Raw genomic sequence first — 18014 nt, 5'->3', positions numbered from 1 at the left:
GTTTTAACGATGGCTCTTATTCAGCCGCGACACCGATCTGCATACGCTCCATCTCTTCCAGAGCGCGGCGATATTCGACAGGCATGACTTTCACGAATTTGGGGCGATAGCTCTCCCAATTATCGAGAATGTCCTTTGCCCGCGTCGAGCCCGTGTAATGCAGATGGTTGGCGATCAGCTGCACCAGACGTTCCTCGTCATGATGGGTCATGTTGGCGGAAACGTCCACACGGCCCTTGTGCATGAGATCGCCGCCATGGTGATGCAGCTTTTCCAGAATGTCGTCTTCTTCCGGCACCGGCTCCAGTTCGACCATCGCCATGTTGCAACGCTGGGCGAAATCGCCTTCCTCATCGAGCACATAGGCAACACCGCCCGACATGCCCGCTGCGAAGTTGCGCCCCGTCTGCCCGATGACAACAACCACGCCGCCGGTCATATATTCGCAGCCATGATCGCCCACGCCTTCAACGACCGTCACCGCGCCAGAGTTTCGCACGGCGAAACGCTCGCCCGCCACGCCGCGGAAGTAGCACTCGCCTTCAAGCGCACCGTAGAGAACGGTATTGCCGACGATAATCGAATCCTCGGCGACGATGCGCGTGTCTTCCGGCGGACGAATGACGATGCGGCCACCCGAAAGGCCCTTGCCCACATAATCATTGCCGTCGCCGATCAGCTCGAACGAAATGCCGCGAGCCAGAAACGCGCCGAAGGACTGGCCAGCCGTGCCACGAAGCGTGACAGCGATGGTGTCTTCCGGCAGTCCCTTGTGGCGGAAGCGTTTTGCCACCTCGCCGGAAAGCATCGCACCGGCAGAACGATCAACATTCTTGATCTCCACGTCGATCTTGACCGGCTGGCGGTCTTCCAGCGCTGGCATTGCCTCCGCAATCAGCTTACGGTCAAGAACATCTTCAATCGGGTGATGCTGCCGTTCCGTCCAGTAAATCTCGTGCTTTTCGGCCTCAGGCTTATAGAAGATACGGCTGAAATCGAGACCCTTGGCCTTCCAATGGTCGATCATTGCCTGCTTTTCCAGAAGCTCGGTCTCGCCGATGATCTGTTCCAGCCTGGTGAAGCCCATCTCGGCCAAAAGCGCCCGCACTTCCTCCGCCAGATAGAAGAAGAAGTTGATGACGTGCTCCGGCGTGCCCTTGAAGCGTTTGCGCAGAACCGGGTCCTGCGTCGCCACGCCCACCGGACAGGTGTTCAGATGGCACTTGCGCATCATGATGCAGCCAGCCGCAATCAGCGGAGCGGTCGAGAAACCGAACTCGTCGGCGCCGAGCAGCGCGCCGATGATGACATCGCGCCCGGTCCGCAAACCGCCATCGACCTGAAGCGCCACGCGGGAGCGCAGTCCGTTCAGCACCAGCGTCTGGTGGGTTTCGGCAAGGCCGATTTCCCAAGGGGAACCGGCATGTTTGAGCGAGGTCAGCGGCGAAGCGCCCGTGCCGCCATCATATCCCGACACGGTGATGTGATCGGCTCGCGCCTTGGCAACACCGGCGGCGACCGTGCCGACGCCCACTTCCGATACCAGCTTGACCGAAATATCGGCAGCCGGGTTGACGTTTTTCAGGTCGTAGATGAGCTGCGCCAGGTCCTCGATCGAATAGATGTCATGGTGCGGCGGCGGCGAAATGAGGCCAACGCCCGGCGTCGAGTGACGGGTCTTGGCGATGGTGGCATCGACCTTGTGGCCCGGCAACTGACCGCCCTCACCGGGCTTCGCGCCCTGCGCAACCTTGATCTGGATCAGGTCGGAATTGACCAGATATTCCGTCGTCACGCCGAAACGGCCCGATGCCACCTGCTTGATGGCGGAGCGTTCCGGGTTCGGCGTGCCGTCGGGCAGCGGATAGAAGCGATCCGGCTCCTCGCCGCCCTCGCCCGTGTTCGACTTCCCGCCAATGGCATTCATGGCGCGGGCAAGCGTGGTATGCGCTTCACGCGAAATCGAGCCGAAGGACATCGCGCCGGTCGAGAACCGCTTGACGATTTCCGTCGCCGGTTCGACTTCATCGATGGAAACCGGCTTGAGGCCGCGCTCTTCGGCAAAGCGGATATCGAACAGGCCGCGAATGGTCTTGGCCTGCGCCGCCTTGGAATCGAGCATACGCGTATATTCGGTGAAGGTCTCCGGGTTTGAGGTGCGCACCGCGTGCTGCAGCCTGGCAACCGCATCCGGCGACCACAAATGTGCCTCGCCGCGCATGCGGTAGGCATATTCGCCGCCAACTTCCAGTGAGGTCAGCAGAACCGGGTCGCTGCCGAATGCGTCGGTGTGCCGGCGTACGGTCTCTTCCGCAATCTCGTCCAGGCCGACACCTTCGATGCTGGTGGCGGTGCCGAAGAAGAACTTGTCGACGAAATCCGACTGCAAGCCGACCGCATCGAAAATCTGCGCGCCGCAATAGGACTGGTAGGTCGAAATTCCCATCTTGGACATGACCTTGAGCATGCCCTTGCCGATCGACTTGATGTAGCGCTTGACCACTTCGTTTTCATCGACTTCCGGCGGAAATTCGCGACGGCGATGCATGTCGAGCAACGTGTCGAAGGCGAGATACGGATTGATTGCCTCGGCGCCATAACCGGCAAGACAGCAGAAATGATGGATTTCGCGCGGCTCGCCCGATTCCACCACGAGGCCGACCGAAGTGCGCAGCCCCTTGCGGATCAAGTGGTGATGCACGGCTGCCGTCGCCAGAAGGGCCGGGATCGGAATGCGGTCCGGACCAACCTGACGATCCGACAGGATGACGATGTTGTAGCCGCCATGAACCGCTGCTTCGGCGCGGTCGCACAGACGCTCGATGGCGCCATGCATGCCGGCGGCGCCTTCGCCGACATTATAGGTGATGTCGAGCGTCTTGGTGTCGAAGCGGTCTTCCGTATGGCCGATGGAGCGGATCTTCTCCAGATCGCCATTGGTCAGGATCGGCTGGCGCACTTCCAGACGCTTGCGGCGCGAGGTGCCGACAAGATCGAAGATGTTTGGGCGCGGGCCGATGAAGGAGACAAGGCTCATCACCAGTTCTTCACGGATCGGATCGATCGGCGGGTTCGTCACCTGCGCGAAATTCTGCTTGAAATAGGTATAGAGCAGCTTCGACTTGTCGGACATGGCCGAGATCGGAGTGTCCGTCCCCATCGAACCGATGGCTTCCTGGCCGGTCGTCGCCATGGGAGCCATCAGAATCCGGGTGTCTTCCTGCGTGTAGCCAAAGCTCTGCTGACGGTCGAGAAGGCTCACATCCTTGCGGAGCGCCCGCGGCTCGACTGGATTGAGCTCTTCCAGAATGAGCTGCGTATTGGCCAGCCACTGCTTGTAAGGGTGCTTCTGCGCGATCTGCGATTTGATTTCCTCATCCGAGACGATGCGGCCTTCTTCCATATCGATGAGCAGCATACGGCCCGGCTGAAGACGCCACTTCTTGACAACCTTCTTTTCCTCGACCGGCAGGACACCTGCTTCCGACGCCAGAATGACGAAATCGTCGTCCGTCACGATATAGCGTGCGGGACGCAGGCCGTTACGGTCGAGCGTCGCGCCAATCTGGCGGCCATCGGTGAAGGCGACCGCGGCAGGGCCGTCCCATGGTTCCATCAGTGCTGCGTGATATTCGTAGAACGCGCGGCGCTCATCCGACATCAGCTTGTTGCCCGACCATGCTTCCGGGATCAGCATCATCATCGCATGCGCCAGGCTGTAGCCGCCCTGATGCAGGAACTCGAGCGCATTGTCGAAGCAGGCCGTATCCGACTGGCCCTCATAGGAAATCGGCCACAGCTTGGAAATATCGTTGCCGAACAGTTCGCTATCGACCGAAGCCTGACGCGCCGCCATCCAGTTGACATTGCCGCGCAGCGTGTTGATCTCGCCATTATGCGCAACCATGCGGTATGGATGCGCCAGACGCCATGACGGAAAAGTGTTGGTGGAAAAGCGCTGGTGCACCAGCGCTACTGCGCTTTCAAAACGCGGGTCTTTCAGGTCCTGATAATAGGCCCCGACCTGATAGGCGAGGAACATGCCCTTGTAGACAACCGTGCGCGCCGACATGGACACGACATAGAAGCCCTTATCGTCGCCGTCATTTTCCTGATAGATGCGGTTGGAGATGACCTTGCGCAGCACGAACAGGCGGCGCTCGAAATCGTCATCCGTCTCCAGCATCGGGTTACGCCCGATGAATACCTGGACGTGAAACGGTTCGGTTGCGGCAATGTCCGGAGCCTTGGAAAGCGACGAATTGTCGACGGGCACCTCGCGGAAGCCGATGAAGGTCTGTCCTTCGGCGGCGATCACTTCCTTGACGATTTCTTCAATATGAGCGCGCAGCGCCGCGTCGCGCGGCATGAACAGATAGCCGACGCCGTAAGAGCCCGGCTGCGGCAGGTCAATGCCCTGGCGCGCCATTTCCTCGCGGAAGAAGCGATCTGGAATCTGCACCAGAATGCCAGCGCCGTCGCCCATCAGCGGATCGGCGCCGACAGCGCCGCGATGAGTGAGGTTTTCCAGCATCTTCAGGCCGTTTTCCACGACCTGATGCGACTTCTTGCCCTTCATATGCGCAATAAAGCCAACGCCGCACGCATCATGTTCGTTGCGCGGATCGTAAAGTCCTTGCGCTGCGGGCAAACCCGCCGCTTTCGTTTTTCGCGTCGTTCGGTTGGGAGCGGCCGTCGCAGCTTTGACCGTTCCGTTCTGTACGTTGTGAGAAACCACATTCGATACAGATGGCGTCAAATGCGTCATCGTCATTCCCTCCGTTTGGCCCTCTTCATGAGGTGCGCGATCAGTATATACCGAGATGATGTGACAACCATCCCGCCGTTGCTTTACATATAAAGGAAGCCTTATCGACAAGGCGTTGGACGAGGTTCCGGACGAGCGGCAAAAGCCGGTGCGAGGAACGATGTTTAGCGCCTTATTCTCATCAGGCTTGGACAGACGACACCCAGCCCGCCAGAAAACGGCGCACTCGAATTCCTCCTGTCGCGGTCGGGGCGCCTGTTGCCGCCAGGCCATGTGCCTGCCGGTTCCGGCGCCTCTTTCTGAAACTTTTCGGAGAGCGTTGTGTCGCTTCCGTTCGCATCAGCCTTTAATTGGACAGCATTGCTGTCCTAATTACGTATGACAGAATTCAAATTGCCTCACAAGATGGAAACGCAATTTTTCTCGGCAACTTCCGTAATAAAATATCAAAGACTGCGATTTTATGGGCTTTAAATTACGTTTGGAGGCCATTGCGTCAATTCGGCACGGCACCACTCGCTTCGCTTATGCCTAAAAAATAGGCAAGATGGTGGCATTTTTATCAAAGCAGTCCGAACCCCTTTCGCACACTATCTATCTGCACGCGGATGCCCGGGCGCGCACGCCTCATGAATTCCACGCAGCGCGCTTTCCGAAAATTGATTCCGATTCTCGAAGCGATGCTGTAGACAGCCATGGACACCAGGGCTGCGCGAACGGCCCGATTGAACGCATCCGGAGGAACACGTGCATTTTGCGTCAGACAACTGGGCAGGTGCCCATCCGAAAATCGCCGAGAGCCTTTCATTGCATGCTGCGGGTTTTGCGGCAGCCTATGGCGCGAGTGAAATCGACAAGCGCGTCGAGCAACGGTTCAACGAACTGTTCGAGCGCGAAGTGGCCGTCTTCTTCGTCGGAACCGGAACCGCAGCCAACTCTCTGGCGCTTGCAAGCGTCAACCGGCCCGGCGGCGTTTCGCTGGTACACCGCGAGGCGCATGTGATCGAGGACGAATGCGGCGCGCCTGAATATTTTACCGGCGGGGCCCGTCTTCATCCGATTGACGGCGCCCATGGCCGCATCGACCCCGAGCTTCTCAAGCGCGAACTGAAGCGGTTCAATCCGGCCTTCGTCCATGCCGGGCAACCCATGGCCGTCAGCATCACACAGGCGACCGAAGTCGGCACGCTTTATCAACCCGAGCATATCGCCGCTATCTCTAAAATCTGCCGCGATGCGGGCTTGCCGCTGCACATGGACGGCGCGCGCTTTGCCAATGCACTCGTTTCTCTGGACATGACACCTGCTGAAATGACCTGGAAACAGGGCGTGGACATTGTTTCCTTCGGCGGAACGAAAAATGGCTGCTGGTGCGCCGAAGCGCTGGTCTTCATGGACCCTGCCCGCGCCAAAGATCTGCCCTTCATCCGCAAGCGCGCGGCGCAGCTCTTTTCCAAGACGCGGTTCGTCGCGGCCCAGTTCGATGCTTATCTGCAGGACAATCTCTGGCTGGACCTCGCCCGCCATTCCAATGCGCTTGCAACGCGCCTTGCTGGTCATATCAACGCGTCGAGCCAGATGCGCCTTGCCTGGAAGCCGGAAGCCAACGAGGTGTTCGCCATCATGAAACAGTCGGTCTATGACCGCTTGCGCAATGCCGGGGCGATCTTCTACGACTGGAACCCGCCGCATTCGGAAGTGAACCGCATCAGCGACGGCGAAATTTTCGCCCGTTTCGTGACGAGCTTCGCCAATACGGAAGAAGACGTGGACCGTTTCGCCGAACTGATTGCCTGACGCCTTAACACGAGTAACGACGAAAAAAGGCGGCGCTCTGAGCGCCGCCTCTTCATTCGCGATCAACCGGATTTAGAGCATTTCCAGCAAAAGTGTGAAACGGTTTTGCGTTCGGAAATGCAGCAAAAACATTTAGTGCGCGGTCTTTGCCTCGATCTGCTGGGTGCTGTCAGAACCAGCCTTGGTGACTTCGATCTTGCGCGGTTTCATCTGTTCTGGAATCTCGCGCTTGAGATCGATGTGCAGGAGACCATTCTTGAGGCTTGCACCGGCAACTTCCACAAAGTCGGCAAGCTGGAAGCGGCGCTCGAAAGCACGCGAGGCGATGCCGCGATAGAGCACTTCGCCTACGTCGGAAGCATTCTCATCGGCCTTCTGACCCTTGACGGTCAACTGGTTGCGATGTGCTTCGATTTCGAGTTCGCTTTCGGAAAAGCCCGCAACCGCCATGGTAATGCGATAGGTGTTTTCACCCGTGCGCTCGATATTATACGGCGGATAGGACTGGTTACCTTCCGGCGAAGCGAGCGTGTCAAGCATGGTGAAGAGACGATCGAAACCGACCGTGGAACGATAAAGCGGGGAAAAATCTACGTGACGCATGTATTAGCCCTCCTTTAGAGCGACAGATGCTTGTTTCAGCATGATCTTCCGAGAACGCCGGGGCGCGCTCAAGACCATACACGGCGGCGAAATTCCCTTATGGCGAATTCCTTGATGCCGGCGGTCCCTTCCAGGCGACCGCAAAACTCATTTGGGAATGGTTCTTTTTCATTTCAAGGCCGCTAGCGCGCGAAGATTGCGAAACACGGGCTGTCACGCTGCGTAATAACTCCTGATCGATAGGGGGCTACATTTTTGGGATTCGCCGCACAATGAACCCAAAATGAACATCATCTTCGGTGAGCGTTCAGCCGCTTGGGGCTACTGTCCCACCATGCCTGCTGCAAAGCGGGTTTATCAAAGGATCACGGTTATGAAAAAAGCTGTTCTTGCTTTTGCCGCACTTGCCACCGTCGCGACCGGTCTTGCGACACCCACCCTCGCAGCCGATAGCGGCCTGCGCGTTCAGGTTCAATATTACGACGATGACGGCTATCGCCCGCCACGTCCATATCCCGGACCGCGTCCCGGTTGGGATGGCGGTCCAGACCGCCGCCCGAACTGGGGCGATGATTACGGCCGTCGCGTCATTATGAGCCCGCGCCGGATAGCGCGCTCGCTGGAACGCCGCGGCTATGATGTTGGCGATATGCGCCTTAACCGTGACACTTATTTCGTGCGCGCCACAAGGCCAAACGGCCGTCGTGTCATCGTCATGGTGGACGCCTATTCAGGTCGCATCGTCGGCGAACGTCGCCCGGGCGGCTACTGATCTTTCTTCATGTGAACAGGCAGCTGGCGTAACGTCCCTTGCACCGGCTGTTCTCTGAACCGGAAGTTCGCTCTCGAACTTCCGGTTACTTTTTGTCATCAATTGCTCCATTATGCTGTTAGCGCAAATCCCGACTGAACAGAAAGGCCCGCAATCGGATGTCGGAACTGCTTTTCGAAACCGATGCGAATCCCTTTCCGCAGGGGATAAAAGCCGGATTGCTTGAAGCGCATGACGGCAAGACGCTGCGCTATGCCATTGTAAAAGCCGAAGCAAGGCCGATACAGGGAACGGTGGTCCTGCTTCAGGGGCGCAATGAGTTCATTGAAAAATACTTTGAAACCATGGCCGATCTGCGTGCACGCGGTTTCACGGTCCTGACTTTCGACTGGCGCGGACAAGGCGGCTCGACCCGGCTCCTGAAGGACCCCCAGCGCGGCTATGTTCGCAGTTTCGACGACTATTCCAGCGATCTCGATCTGATCCTGGAACAGATTGCCTTGCCTGACTGTCCCCCTCCTTTCTACATTCTCGGCCACTCCGCAGGGGCGCTGGTCGCGCTCGCCGCCATGGGCAGGCTGACATCCCGCATCAGCCGCATGGTGCTGTGCGCTCCGTTCATGGGGCTCGATGGGCAAAAACTCAGCGACGACACCGTGCGCCGCATCGCTTCTGCCTTTCGATGGCTCGGCCTCGGCCGGGTTTACGCCTCCGGCGGACGCAGGCTGGCTTCGCGACCCTTTGCAGGCAATCCGCTGACCAGCGACCCGGCGCGCTTCATGCGCAACATGGAAATTCCACGCCTTCACCCCGCCCTTGCGCTTGGCGGTCCGACAGCCCGGTGGCTCTGGAGTGCACTCGAAACATCGCGCCGCATCAACCAGCCTGATTTTTATGAAGGGCCGACCGTACCTGTCCTCATTGTTGCAGCGGGCGCCGACCGCGTGGTTTCCACGCCGGTGATCGAGCGTTTTGTCGCGCGAACGCGCAATGTCTCGCTGACGACGATTGCTGGCGCCCGCCATGAAATGCTGCAGGAAGCCGATTTTTATCGGGAGCAGTTCTGGGCTGCCTTCGATGCCTTCATTCCAGGTTCGTCGGAAGTGGAAACCATGCCGGAGACCATTGAGCCCATGGTCTCCGGTATTTAGCTAACCGTTGAGCAGATCAAGCGCTGCCCGGTGCAGTTCAGCAGACGCGGCAGCAACGATGTCGCCGCCCTTTTCCGCCGGGCCGCCATCGCGTTGCGTCACCACGCCGCCGGCCTGTTCGATCAGCGGAATGAGGGCAACAATATCATAGGGCTGCAAGCCCGACTCGACCACGATATCGGCAAAGCCGCTGGCCAGCATCGCGAAGGCATAACAATCGACCCCATAACGCGAAAGACGGACAGCATTTTCCAGCCGGTCGAAACCCTTGCGGCTATCTCCCTTGAAGAGAGCAGGCGTCGTCGTGAACATGGTCGCATCGGCCAAAGCGGCATTCTTGCGCACCGACAAACGGCGCGGCGTATCTTCGCCGCCATGGCGCGCGAGGTAGGCGCCATTGCCGTCGCTATAGAAAAGCTCGCCGGTAAAGGGTTGCGACATCATTCCCGCCTTGGCGTCGCCATCGACAGTGAGGCCCAGAAGCGTCCCCCACACCGGCAGGCCGGAAATGAAGGCACGGGTTCCGTCGATCGGATCGATGACCCAGACATGGCTGCGGTCGATATTTTCCGGCCCATATTCTTCCCCAAGAATACCGTGATCCGGAAAGGCGCTCCCGATAACCGCGCGAATCGCGCGCTCCGCCGCCCGGTCCGCTTCGGTCACCGGATCGAAACCAACGCTATATTTGTTGTCTATTTCCGTCATCTGACGAAAGCGCGGCAACGTTTCAGCGGCAGCTGCAGCAGCCACTTCGGAAAAAAATGCCTTGTCGATCAGCAACCCCGAACTCCTGTTTTCAATTCATGGCGCAGAATTGCGCAAACCATGCTAATTTTGCCTAGATAATGAGCATACCAAAATTAGCTCAAAAAATATGCGCGTTTTCTTGACCTTTGCCCCGTTCAGACGTAACTTAAATCTCAGACAGGTTTTCCTGTCGATGCCTTTCGGGGCATTTCCTCCCTAGTCTTTGGCCGCGCTCGTATTACTCGGGCGCGGTTCTTTTTATCCGTGAGAATGCAGTTGCGGAACGGGCTATTCCGCGGCCAGCGGCGGCGCGACAAAGAGATCATCCGGCAGGGATGTCAGGTCGCTCAAAAATCCATACAGATCGGCGCAGAGCGTTTCAAAACCGGCAAGCTTGTGAAGGTTCTGCTCGTTCACATAAAGGCTTCGGTTGATTTCAATTTGCAAGGCATGGCAGGCCATGGCCGGGCGTCCATAATGCTCGGTATTGAACCCGCCCGCATAGGGTTTGTTGTGTGCAACGGTGTAGCCCAGATCTTGCAACAGATCGATGGCAGCCTGTGTCAGCCTTTCGCTGCACGAACGCCCGAAACGGTCGCCGACGATAAAATCCGGTCGCGAACCGACTTCACCGGGGCGAGCCCCTCCCGGCATCGAATGGCAATCGATCAGCACCGCATAACCGAAACGCTGCCGCGTGGACTGGAGCAGCGCATCGAGCGTCCGGTGATATGGCTTGTAGAGATCTTCAATTCGGTAGAATGCTTCCGCGAGCGCAATTCGGCCCGGATAAATCGCTTGGCCTTCCCCGACCAGACGCGGCACCGTGCCAAGCCCGCCAGCGACGCGCGCCGACTGGCTGTTGACGAAGGGCGGCAACGGCTCGGCGAACATGCGCGGATCGAGCTCATAGGCTTCACGATTCACATCCAGAAAAGCGCGCGGAAAATGCGCCTTCAGCAAAGGCGCCCCGAGCCGCACCGCCGAAGCAAAAAGCTCATCGACATAGCAGTCTTCCGAATGGCGTATGCTCAAGGCATCGAGGCGCGATGCCTCGACAAAGGAATGGGGATAATAACGCCCGCTATGCGGTGAATTAAACACGAACGGAATGCGCTGTTCCGCCGGAGCGCATATCTCGAAGGGCGGAATCAGACTAAAATCGCGCTCCAAACTCATTCTTCACCCGTTTTCGACCAACACCACGCCAGTAACGCAACAAATTACGTCATACAGTTCGCAGGCGCAAACGGCAGGAACACGAATCTTTCGAGCCGTTGCATGACTTGCATATGCGACAATCCTGTCACACTGAACAGCTTGTTGCCAAATGCGCGCCATAACAATTAACATTCATGCGAGCATTCATTCCATATTTACCAAAGAAGCGTTTTCTACGGTGGATATTGAGTCGTTAAGGGTCGGCTTTAGAGCGATGAACACGACACAGAATTCGGACGGAACAATGAAGAGAATCCTTCTAGCTGAAGATGACAATGATATGCGCCGCTTCCTCGTCAAGGCGCTGGAAAAAGCCGGTTATCACGTTACGCATTTCGATAATGGTGCGAGCGCCTACGAAAGATTGCAGGAAGAGCCCTTCTCGCTTCTGCTGACCGACATCGTCATGCCGGAAATGGACGGTATCGAGCTGGCGCGCCGCGCGACGGAAATCGACCCCGACCTGAAGATCATGTTCATTACGGGCTTCGCTGCTGTCGCGCTCAACCCCGATTCGGACGCACCCCGCGATGCAAAGGTGCTCTCCAAGCCGTTCCACCTGCGTGACCTGGTGAACGAAATCGAAAAAATGCTGATCGCCGCCTGAGGCGATCCCGCAGAATTGCGGTCCTTTGTTTTGTCATCAACAAAAAGACGAAAAAACTTCATAAAAGGGCATTGACGGGCGTAACGCGATATGGTGTATGCGCCACATCGAATGGGCGTGTAGCTCAGCGGGAGAGCACTACGTTGACATCGTAGGGGTCACAGGTTCAATCCCTGTCACGCCCACCATTCGAGCCCTTGAGTATCAAGGGTTTTCAGCAAATCCTCCCCGGTCCGCTTCCTTTTCCGTTTGTTCACTTGGGTGCACCTTGGGTGCAAAAAGTGGTCTACGGGTGCATTTTTGCAGTTTTTCGATAACTGAATCAGTGGCGTGCATCGCGTCAGAGAGATACTCGGGATCAAACGCTTCATATGCGTCTGCGGTTCGGGCTTCGTCGTGCCCCAGCCAAACGTCACGCTGCTCTCTGTCTACGCGAGGCTTTTCACGACGAACCATCGTGGCCATGAAATGCCGTATCGTGCCTTGGGTGAATTGCGGAAGCCCGCATTCCTCGGCATGGCGTTTGAATGTCCGTTTCATAGTGGTGACCGGCTGACCATTCCAAACCATCGGCGCGCCGATTGCATCGGCCGTTCTCTTGGCTTCTTCTGCCTCTTCCTCTGCTTTCCATCTATCCAACCATCCGTGCAGGTTCTGGGTCAGCCGGATTTTCGGCCTATACTTATTGGTCTGTCGACGACCTGTCGGATTTAGATCGAGGACGCCAAATCTCCGATTGACCCGATCTTCGGTGTCTCGAAAGTCGATGATGGTATCAGGACGGGCCCACGTGTTAAGCGAGAGGATGACAAACCGAAAGAGGTTCTCCTGCCGTTTGCCGATCATATCGATAAAGTGGCCGAACTCATCAAAGGTGGGCAGCCAGTCGCGCGGCTTCGGTTCCGGTACGTTAAGAAGCTCTGCAACCTGTTTTGCCTGGGTGATCACCTCCGGCGCGCTGTCGAGCAATTGAACCTCGTGTTCGTTGCCAAGGCCATCACGGACAACGAGCAACTTTTTCCCAATCTGAAAAGCAGCGGAAACCACAGACAGATTTCGAGCGATGTAGGCAGGGCTGTGGCCGAATTTCTCCTGACTCCATTGCATGAACTCTCGCTGACGGATTGGCCCGAAAGAAGCGACGTTGGCGGTCGGAAGCATTTTCTCCGACAGGAACTCCCGAATGATTGAAATGGCGCGAAACGCCTGCTCTCCGGACGGCTTGGCCTTAACGTCATTCTCGTAATAGTGGTCAAGCGCCGCCAGCATCATCACGCGTTCGGGCGCACGTCCCGAATCTGCCTGGAACGTTCCGACAATTTCGATGAGCTTGTCTTGGGCTTCGCTGAGAACTTTCGTGCCAAGTGATCGGCGAGCAACTTTTCGCTTTCGCTTGTTGTACCAGTAGGCATAGAGGTTGTCGGAATTGCCCTCGGTGCCGATCCAATAATCTCCATACTCCCAGAGGCGTCCTGACATTCTTTTTCCTTACGAGATAAATAGGCGGCAACGGCGGACGGATGATAAAGCACGGCCCCCTTCTTGCCAGACACGTAGGCGATTTCCCCGTTCTGGCGGGCTCGACGAAGTTCTCGCAAACCGAGCAGTGCAGAAAACCGTTTGCAAATTTCACCTTCGGTTAGCAGTTCCTCAAAGCGCGTGAGAGCGTTATTCGCTACCATTTCGTCACCTCATATTTCAGAAGTATCTCACGCATATTGACAAGGATGGGCTGTGCGCTCGTTGGGCGCACCATGGCCCACCCCTCGGCTATCGTCATCACACGTGCAGGGTGTTTCGTTTCACGGTTTTGCAGCCGACTGCCCGGCCTGATTTTTCGGGATCGATCAGCCATGAGCGGTCAACTCCCCTTGAGAAAGGGCCGCGTCGATCTCTGAAAGCACAGCGTCCAACCTATCAATGGATGGCTGGTCAGTATCGGTGATCGTCGAAGAGTCGCCACCTACGGTGACGCTTGCATGGACTTCGTCCCTATCCTCTTGAATAACCGCTCTTGCACTTCGCAGCGCTCTCAAAAGCGTATCGTGTGAATTACATGAGGTCAGAATGCGCTCGACATACCTATCCAGTATGTGATCCGCACCGAAGGCACGCGGTATGATGACGGCCGCGACTGGATGGCCGTCCTCTGGGCCTATGAACGTATAGGTGTTGCTGCCGCCGGTATCGACCGACCAGTCGTTGGGGTTCTCGTGTTCGACCCATATCTGAGTTTGTGACAGATTCATCGCGAGACTCCCATGGATCGTTTCTGGCGCCAATCGAAGAACCCTAACGCTCCGTTGCAGGGAATTGGCTTTTCTAACAGGCGCCGATTTTCCAGCACGAAGCCATAGGGACCGAAAAACCACGGATCGTTTGAGCGGCGAACGACGTCCACGATATCAACAGTGCCAATGATGAAGCCGCGCGGGATCGAGCGAAGCGCGGGCACGGGATGCTGACGCAGCAATTCGCGGGTTGCGTCATCCTTCTGGCCTATTTGATAGGAGAAGGACCGGCAATCTTCATACTCGTCCTGCGTCATTCCCTTGGAAGCGTGGATGCAAACGGTCCCGCGAATGCGTGTGTTCCAGGTGCGATTTTCGACCGGCTTTCCAAGATGAAAAATACAGTGAACCCAAGGCTGGCGAACCGACAGCGCCAGCTGAGGTAGCTCTTCTGGAAGAATGAATTTCATAATGGCCCCCTAAACCCGCATCGGCATGATGACGAAAAGCGGTGGCATGTCGCCATCCTCGGCCCCGATAGGCGAAACCTTGCAGGGCGCGCCGGGGTCGCTCAGGTCGAACCGCATTTCCTTGGCTGTCACGGCGCCCAGAACGTCGAGGCAGTACTTGTGATTGAATCCGATGGTCACTTCATCGTCGTGACCTTCGCTTATAACAATGCTGTCCTCGGCCTGACCGCTGTCGGGATTGTTGACTTCCATTTTCAATTCGGACTGGCCGAAGCTAAATTTCACGGCGCGCCCGCGCTCGCTCGAAACCGTGCTGACCCGATTGATGGCATCCGCAAGTCCGGCGCGGTCAACGGTGTAGGATTTGTCGTTGCTCGTCGGAATCACGCGCTGATAGTCCGGATAGGTGCCGTCAATCAGCTTTGATGTGATGGCAGTGCCATCCGGCAGGACGATGCGCATCTTGCGTTCGGACAGTTTAAGAACGATATTCTCATCACCTTCAGCGAAGTGCTGAAGCAAGGCAACGGTGCGGCGCGGAATGATGATGCCGGGAACGCCGTCGCTTCCCGCCGGGGCGTCCAGTTTCATGAGCGCGAGCCGGTGGCCATCCGTCGCAACGAACGCCAGGTGTTCCCCGTCGCGGTGCATGAACACGCCATTGAGATAATAGCGCGTTTCCTCGGTCGAGATTGCGAAGCCGACCGTGGCAAGGACACGTGCGAGCATGCTACCTGCGATGGAAAACTCGTGGGTGAAATCATCCACTGCCATTTCTGGGAAGTCCGAAGCCGGCAGCACCTGCAAACGAAAGCGCGAGCGTCCGGACTTGATATTTACATGGGTCTGGTCGCCTTCAAATTCGACCTTGCTGCCATCGGCGAATTTCTTGACGGCATCGTGCAGCAAGCCCGATTGCACGGTGAATGGCGCGATGTTGGGCAAGCCTTCCTGCTTTGCGACCGCCTGGACCTCGATATCAAGGTTCGTGCCGGTGACGCACAGGTGGCCGTCCTCGACCTTAAGCAACACGTTACCGAGAATCGGGATCGTGTTGCGCTTTTCAACGGCGCGATTAACCGCCGCAAGGGCGGGGAGCAAAGCTCCCCTTTCTATGGCGAATGAAACCGCAGTCACGCCGAACCCTCCGGCTTGCCCGCGAAGCATGGCAGTTCGGTTGCCTTTTTAATGTCGGTGACCGACTGCTCCAGGTGCTCGGTAATGATCTGGTCAGGGCGGTAAATCTGATAACACCAATAGACACTGCCGCCGCTGACACGATAGCGCAGGCGAACCGGGATGCGCACCTTGTCACCCATGAAGAAAACCGGGATCGACAGGATAAACATGCCAGGCACGGTTACGGCCTTACCGTCCGAACCGACGTGGTTTTCTTCCCATTGCAGCTGGCGCTCACCAGATTGCAGGGTGTGATTGACCTTGACCTTGGACTCCACATTGATCTGCATCTTGCGTGAAAGCTCGACCAACTGGTTGGGGTTGGCGACGGTGCAGGAGAAATCACGTTGGATACTGGCGACATCAGCGTCGGACGGTGACGCCAGATCGGGAATACGATCTTCAAGGAAGTAGGCGAATTTCTCCTGCTCCATGAACTCGCCATCCTTGCTGAGCCAGATTTTCCACTCTTCGGACAGCGGGAACTCGTAATGGATGCGATGGGATAGAAAGTCAGCAATGCCGCCGTTTTTGGCTTCGTGATAGTCGATGACAGTCGTCATGGATGGCTTCTTCCAATTGAGATCGACAAACACGACGGAATTTTCGGTCTTATGGCGATTGGAGAGACCAATCAGCGATTCCAGCGTCTGCGCGTGGGCCGTGCCCTTTTTGCGCACCGGGTGCAAACGGTGCTCTTCGAGCAGCTTGGAAACGCTTTCGATGCCGGGCTCTTCACCCCGCGTCAATAAAGCCGGGACTGATTTCGGCAGGCCGACCATCTGCTCGTTGGTCTGGATAGTGACCAGTTCGGCACCTTCTGCGCGCGCGCCAAGTTCGGCTGCGGCTCGAATATCGAAGCCCTTGGGAGTAATCGGCAGAAGTTCGGAAGTTGCGGTATTCTCGGACATAATAGATCCTGTTGGTTGGAGTGATTTAGCCGTGGATCACGTCGGTGAAGCCGCGCGATGCATCGCGAGGACCGCCGAACATGTCGATTTGCTTGGGGTGCTGGGTGGAAAGAGAGCCGTCATCCAGAAGCCAGTAGAACGATGAACCGTGAACCGGTTTCGGACGCTTGGAACTGGTTTCCGCTTCAATGGTGACGGTGCCGTCAACCACTTCGATATTGAGCTTCAGCGTGACAGAACCTTTGGCCTTGACCTTTGGGCGTCCGCCGGTGTGTTCCTGCAAGGCGGCAAGGGTATCCATCATTTCGGTGGTCAGGCGCTGCGCCAGTTCGCCATTTTCCAGAAGGCCGATGATGGTGTTGGAATCGCGGATGCGTTGCATGGTTTCCTCTGCTGGTTGATGGGCGCAATTCGCCCGTTATCCGCGCCATTCGGGCGCGAAGGGGATTTCGTCATCCAAAGCTGGGTTGTAGCCGCCGCCTTGCTGGCTCGCGGTCTGGCTCGACTGATCGCGGGAACTCTTCTCGCCATAATCGTCCTGACTGGAAGGGCCCCGCCCGCCGCCATTGCCCTGCGGCATGAGCTTCAATTCGCCACCGAAGCTTTCCAGCACGAGTTCCGTGGAATAGCGGGTGTTGCCCTGCTGATCTTCCCACTTGCGTGTACGGCTTTTGCCGGCGACGAAAACGATGTTTCCCTTGGACAGATATTGTTCGGCAGTCTTGGCCAGCGCCTGGTTGAAGATCACAACCGTATGCCACTCAGCCTTTTCTTTGCGCTCGCCTGTCTGCTTGTCGCGCCAGTAATCGGAGGTGACCACGCGCATGGTGACAATGACGTCACCATTGTTGGAGCGACGAACCTCGGGATCGGCACCAAGACGGCCCATGATTTCATGACGATTGTACATTATGCCGCCGCCCGGCAATCGATGCCCAGATAGCGGGAGAGGCGATCAAGCCATGCTTCCTCGGCCTTCATCGGCGCCCAAGGTTTGATTGCGCCGGTTAGCTTCGGCATTGGCAACTCCCGGACTGCCAAGTTTTTCAGGCCGTTATTGCCAAAGAGCAGCGCTGTTTCGGCGCGAAGCATCCGCTCGTCCATCTCTTTGACACCGTAAGGAACAACAGGTGGCAGGCCAGCCTTTCGATAAATCGTCTGGTCAAGCCGCGCCTTGACGGCCTCGACAGCATCACGAACGAAATGCATCGGAATGTCGTGCATGCGATAGAGTGCATCGGCGAGAAACAAAACGGCCGGTCTGGGCCATTCACCTATGAACGCCTCGTGGGCATCGTGCAGAAGAAAATAGGCACATAGAGTCGTATCGCCCGTTTCATTGGCCAATGCATCGGCCCCCATCACGCAATGCTGCGCAACCGAATACATCGGCCCTCTGTTGATGCCGTTGAAACGGGCCAGCTTCGAGAGGGAACTAGCAATTGTGGGCCAATGGATATCGCTTTCCAGAGGCTTAGCGAGATCCATGACGGAGCCGTCCGGACGGAACGAGAGAATTTCGGAAGTCATAGCGGAATACCGATTACGAGCGAG

16 protein-coding genes and 1 tRNA gene are annotated in these 18014 nt (G+C 57.2%); 5 read left to right on the top strand and 12 right to left on the bottom strand.

Annotated features, from left to right (window positions below; translation table 11 throughout):
- Positions 1–16 precede the first annotated feature (16 nt).
- The gene (gene gltB / locus F9K78_RS08725; RefSeq protein WP_121985453.1) at positions 17–4768 is read right to left on the bottom strand and encodes a glutamate synthase large subunit; all 4752 of its coding nucleotides are present in this window, start codon (positions 4766–4768) and stop codon (positions 17–19) included.
- A 747-nt stretch (positions 4769–5515) separates the two neighbouring features.
- On the opposite strand from gltB, the gene F9K78_RS08720 reads away from it, so the two are divergent.
- The gene (locus tag F9K78_RS08720) at positions 5516–6565 is read left to right on the top strand and encodes a threonine aldolase family protein (RefSeq protein ID WP_121985454.1); all 1050 of its coding nucleotides are present in this window, start codon (positions 5516–5518) and stop codon (positions 6563–6565) included.
- Between the two features lie 132 nt (positions 6566–6697).
- Here F9K78_RS08720 and F9K78_RS08715 read toward each other — a convergent pair whose 3' ends face one another.
- On the bottom strand, positions 6698–7168 hold the full coding sequence (locus F9K78_RS08715; RefSeq protein WP_121985455.1) for an Hsp20 family protein: 471 nt from the start codon (positions 7166–7168) through the stop codon (positions 6698–6700).
- A gap of 373 nt (positions 7169–7541) precedes the next feature.
- On the opposite strand from F9K78_RS08715, the gene F9K78_RS08710 reads away from it, so the two are divergent.
- A complete protein-coding gene (locus F9K78_RS08710) occupies positions 7542–7940 on the top strand; it encodes an antifreeze protein (protein ID WP_121985515.1) in 399 nt (132 codons plus the stop codon).
- Between the two features lie 158 nt (positions 7941–8098).
- On the top strand, positions 8099–9091 hold the full coding sequence (locus F9K78_RS08705) for an alpha/beta fold hydrolase (protein ID WP_121985456.1): 993 nt from the start codon (positions 8099–8101) through the stop codon (positions 9089–9091).
- Here F9K78_RS08705 and hisN read toward each other — a convergent pair whose 3' ends face one another.
- Together hisN and F9K78_RS08695 are read right to left on the bottom strand one after the other, a co-directional pair.
- Complete coding sequence (gene hisN / locus F9K78_RS08700; RefSeq protein WP_121985457.1) at positions 9092–9874, bottom strand: histidinol-phosphatase; 783 nt, start codon at positions 9872–9874, stop codon at positions 9092–9094.
- Between the two features lie 255 nt (positions 9875–10129).
- Entirely contained in the window at positions 10130–11020 is an 891-nt protein-coding gene (locus F9K78_RS08695; protein WP_121985458.1) for an N-formylglutamate amidohydrolase, read from the bottom strand.
- A gap of 286 nt (positions 11021–11306) precedes the next feature.
- On the opposite strand from F9K78_RS08695, the gene cpdR reads away from it, so the two are divergent.
- Both cpdR and F9K78_RS08685 read left to right on the top strand, forming a co-directional pair.
- Positions 11307–11669 carry a cell cycle two-component system response regulator CpdR gene (gene cpdR / locus F9K78_RS08690; protein WP_002966536.1) on the top strand — a complete coding sequence of 121 codons (363 nt, stop codon included), beginning with the start codon at positions 11307–11309 and terminating at the stop codon, positions 11667–11669.
- 113 nt (positions 11670–11782) lie between these two features.
- A tRNA-Val gene (locus F9K78_RS08685) sits at positions 11783–11857 on the top strand.
- A 16-nt stretch (positions 11858–11873) separates the two neighbouring features.
- Here the strand turns inward: F9K78_RS08685 and F9K78_RS08680 are convergent.
- The 8 genes from F9K78_RS08680 to F9K78_RS08645 form a co-directional block, all read right to left on the bottom strand.
- Positions 11874–13148: a site-specific integrase gene (locus tag F9K78_RS08680; protein WP_151682170.1), complete on the bottom strand. Its 1275-nt coding sequence runs from the start codon at positions 13146–13148 to the stop codon at positions 11874–11876.
- Positions 13149–13516: 368 nt separating this feature from the next.
- Positions 13517–13918 (bottom strand): hypothetical protein, encoded by a 402-nt coding sequence (locus F9K78_RS08675; RefSeq protein WP_151682169.1) that lies wholly within the window; start codon positions 13916–13918, stop codon positions 13517–13519.
- The gene (locus tag F9K78_RS08670; RefSeq protein ID WP_151682168.1) at positions 13915–14370 is read right to left on the bottom strand and encodes an ASCH domain-containing protein; all 456 of its coding nucleotides are present in this window, start codon (positions 14368–14370) and stop codon (positions 13915–13917) included. The genes F9K78_RS08675 and F9K78_RS08670 overlap by 4 nt, the downstream gene beginning before the upstream one ends.
- A gap of 9 nt (positions 14371–14379) precedes the next feature.
- The gene (gene dnaN, locus F9K78_RS08665; protein ID WP_235925398.1) at positions 14380–15507 is read right to left on the bottom strand and encodes a DNA polymerase III subunit beta; all 1128 of its coding nucleotides are present in this window, start codon (positions 15505–15507) and stop codon (positions 14380–14382) included.
- Positions 15504–16460 carry a DUF2303 family protein gene (locus F9K78_RS08660; RefSeq protein WP_006470831.1) on the bottom strand — a complete coding sequence of 319 codons (957 nt, stop codon included), beginning with the start codon at positions 16458–16460 and terminating at the stop codon, positions 15504–15506. The genes dnaN and F9K78_RS08660 overlap by 4 nt, the downstream gene beginning before the upstream one ends.
- Before the next feature lie 25 nt (positions 16461–16485).
- Positions 16486–16842, bottom strand: coding sequence for a hypothetical protein (locus F9K78_RS08655; protein ID WP_151682166.1), 357 nt, complete (start codon positions 16840–16842; stop codon positions 16486–16488).
- A 36-nt stretch (positions 16843–16878) separates the two neighbouring features.
- Positions 16879–17370 (bottom strand): single-stranded DNA-binding protein, encoded by a 492-nt coding sequence (gene ssb, locus F9K78_RS08650; protein WP_052502962.1) that lies wholly within the window; start codon positions 17368–17370, stop codon positions 16879–16881.
- Positions 17370–17990, bottom strand: coding sequence for a hypothetical protein (locus F9K78_RS08645; RefSeq protein ID WP_151682165.1), 621 nt, complete (start codon positions 17988–17990; stop codon positions 17370–17372). The genes ssb and F9K78_RS08645 overlap by 1 nt, the downstream gene beginning before the upstream one ends.
- Between the last annotated feature and the right edge of the window lie 24 nt (positions 17991–18014).

This window comes from Brucella pseudintermedia, from assembly GCF_008932435.1.
Classification (GTDB): Bacteria; Pseudomonadota; Alphaproteobacteria; order Rhizobiales; family Rhizobiaceae; genus Brucella; species Brucella pseudintermedia.
This window is presented reverse-complemented; position numbering and strand designations above follow the sequence as displayed.

What these genes read in the sequence shown, in the direction of transcription:
- F9K78_RS08670 (WP_151682168.1), bottom strand. Translation starts at nt 14,370, where the DNA reads ATGAAATTCATTCTTCCAGAAGAGCTACCTCAGCTGGCGCTGTCGGTT.
- F9K78_RS08660 (WP_006470831.1), bottom strand. Translation starts at nt 16,460, where the DNA reads ATGTCCGAGAATACCGCAACTTCCGAACTTCTGCCGATTACTCCCAAG.
- F9K78_RS08655 (WP_151682166.1), bottom strand. Translation starts at nt 16,842, where the DNA reads ATGCAACGCATCCGCGATTCCAACACCATCATCGGCCTTCTGGAAAAT.
- F9K78_RS08715 (WP_121985455.1), bottom strand. Translation starts at nt 7,168, where the DNA reads ATGCGTCACGTAGATTTTTCCCCGCTTTATCGTTCCACGGTCGGTTTC.
- cpdR (WP_002966536.1), top strand. Translation starts at nt 11,307, where the DNA reads ATGAAGAGAATCCTTCTAGCTGAAGATGACAATGATATGCGCCGCTTC.
- F9K78_RS08705 (WP_121985456.1), top strand. Translation starts at nt 8,099, where the DNA reads ATGTCGGAACTGCTTTTCGAAACCGATGCGAATCCCTTTCCGCAGGGG.
- F9K78_RS08675 (WP_151682169.1), bottom strand. Translation starts at nt 13,918, where the DNA reads ATGAATCTGTCACAAACTCAGATATGGGTCGAACACGAGAACCCCAAC.
- F9K78_RS08695 (WP_121985458.1), bottom strand. Translation starts at nt 11,020, where the DNA reads ATGAGTTTGGAGCGCGATTTTAGTCTGATTCCGCCCTTCGAGATATGC.
- gltB (WP_121985453.1), bottom strand. Translation starts at nt 4,768, where the DNA reads ATGACGCATTTGACGCCATCTGTATCGAATGTGGTTTCTCACAACGTA.
- F9K78_RS08645 (WP_151682165.1), bottom strand. Translation starts at nt 17,990, where the DNA reads ATGACTTCCGAAATTCTCTCGTTCCGTCCGGACGGCTCCGTCATGGAT.
- F9K78_RS08710 (WP_121985515.1), top strand. Translation starts at nt 7,542, where the DNA reads ATGAAAAAAGCTGTTCTTGCTTTTGCCGCACTTGCCACCGTCGCGACC.
- ssb (WP_052502962.1), bottom strand. Translation starts at nt 17,370, where the DNA reads ATGTACAATCGTCATGAAATCATGGGCCGTCTTGGTGCCGATCCCGAG.
- F9K78_RS08680 (WP_151682170.1), bottom strand. Translation starts at nt 13,148, where the DNA reads ATGTCAGGACGCCTCTGGGAGTATGGAGATTATTGGATCGGCACCGAG.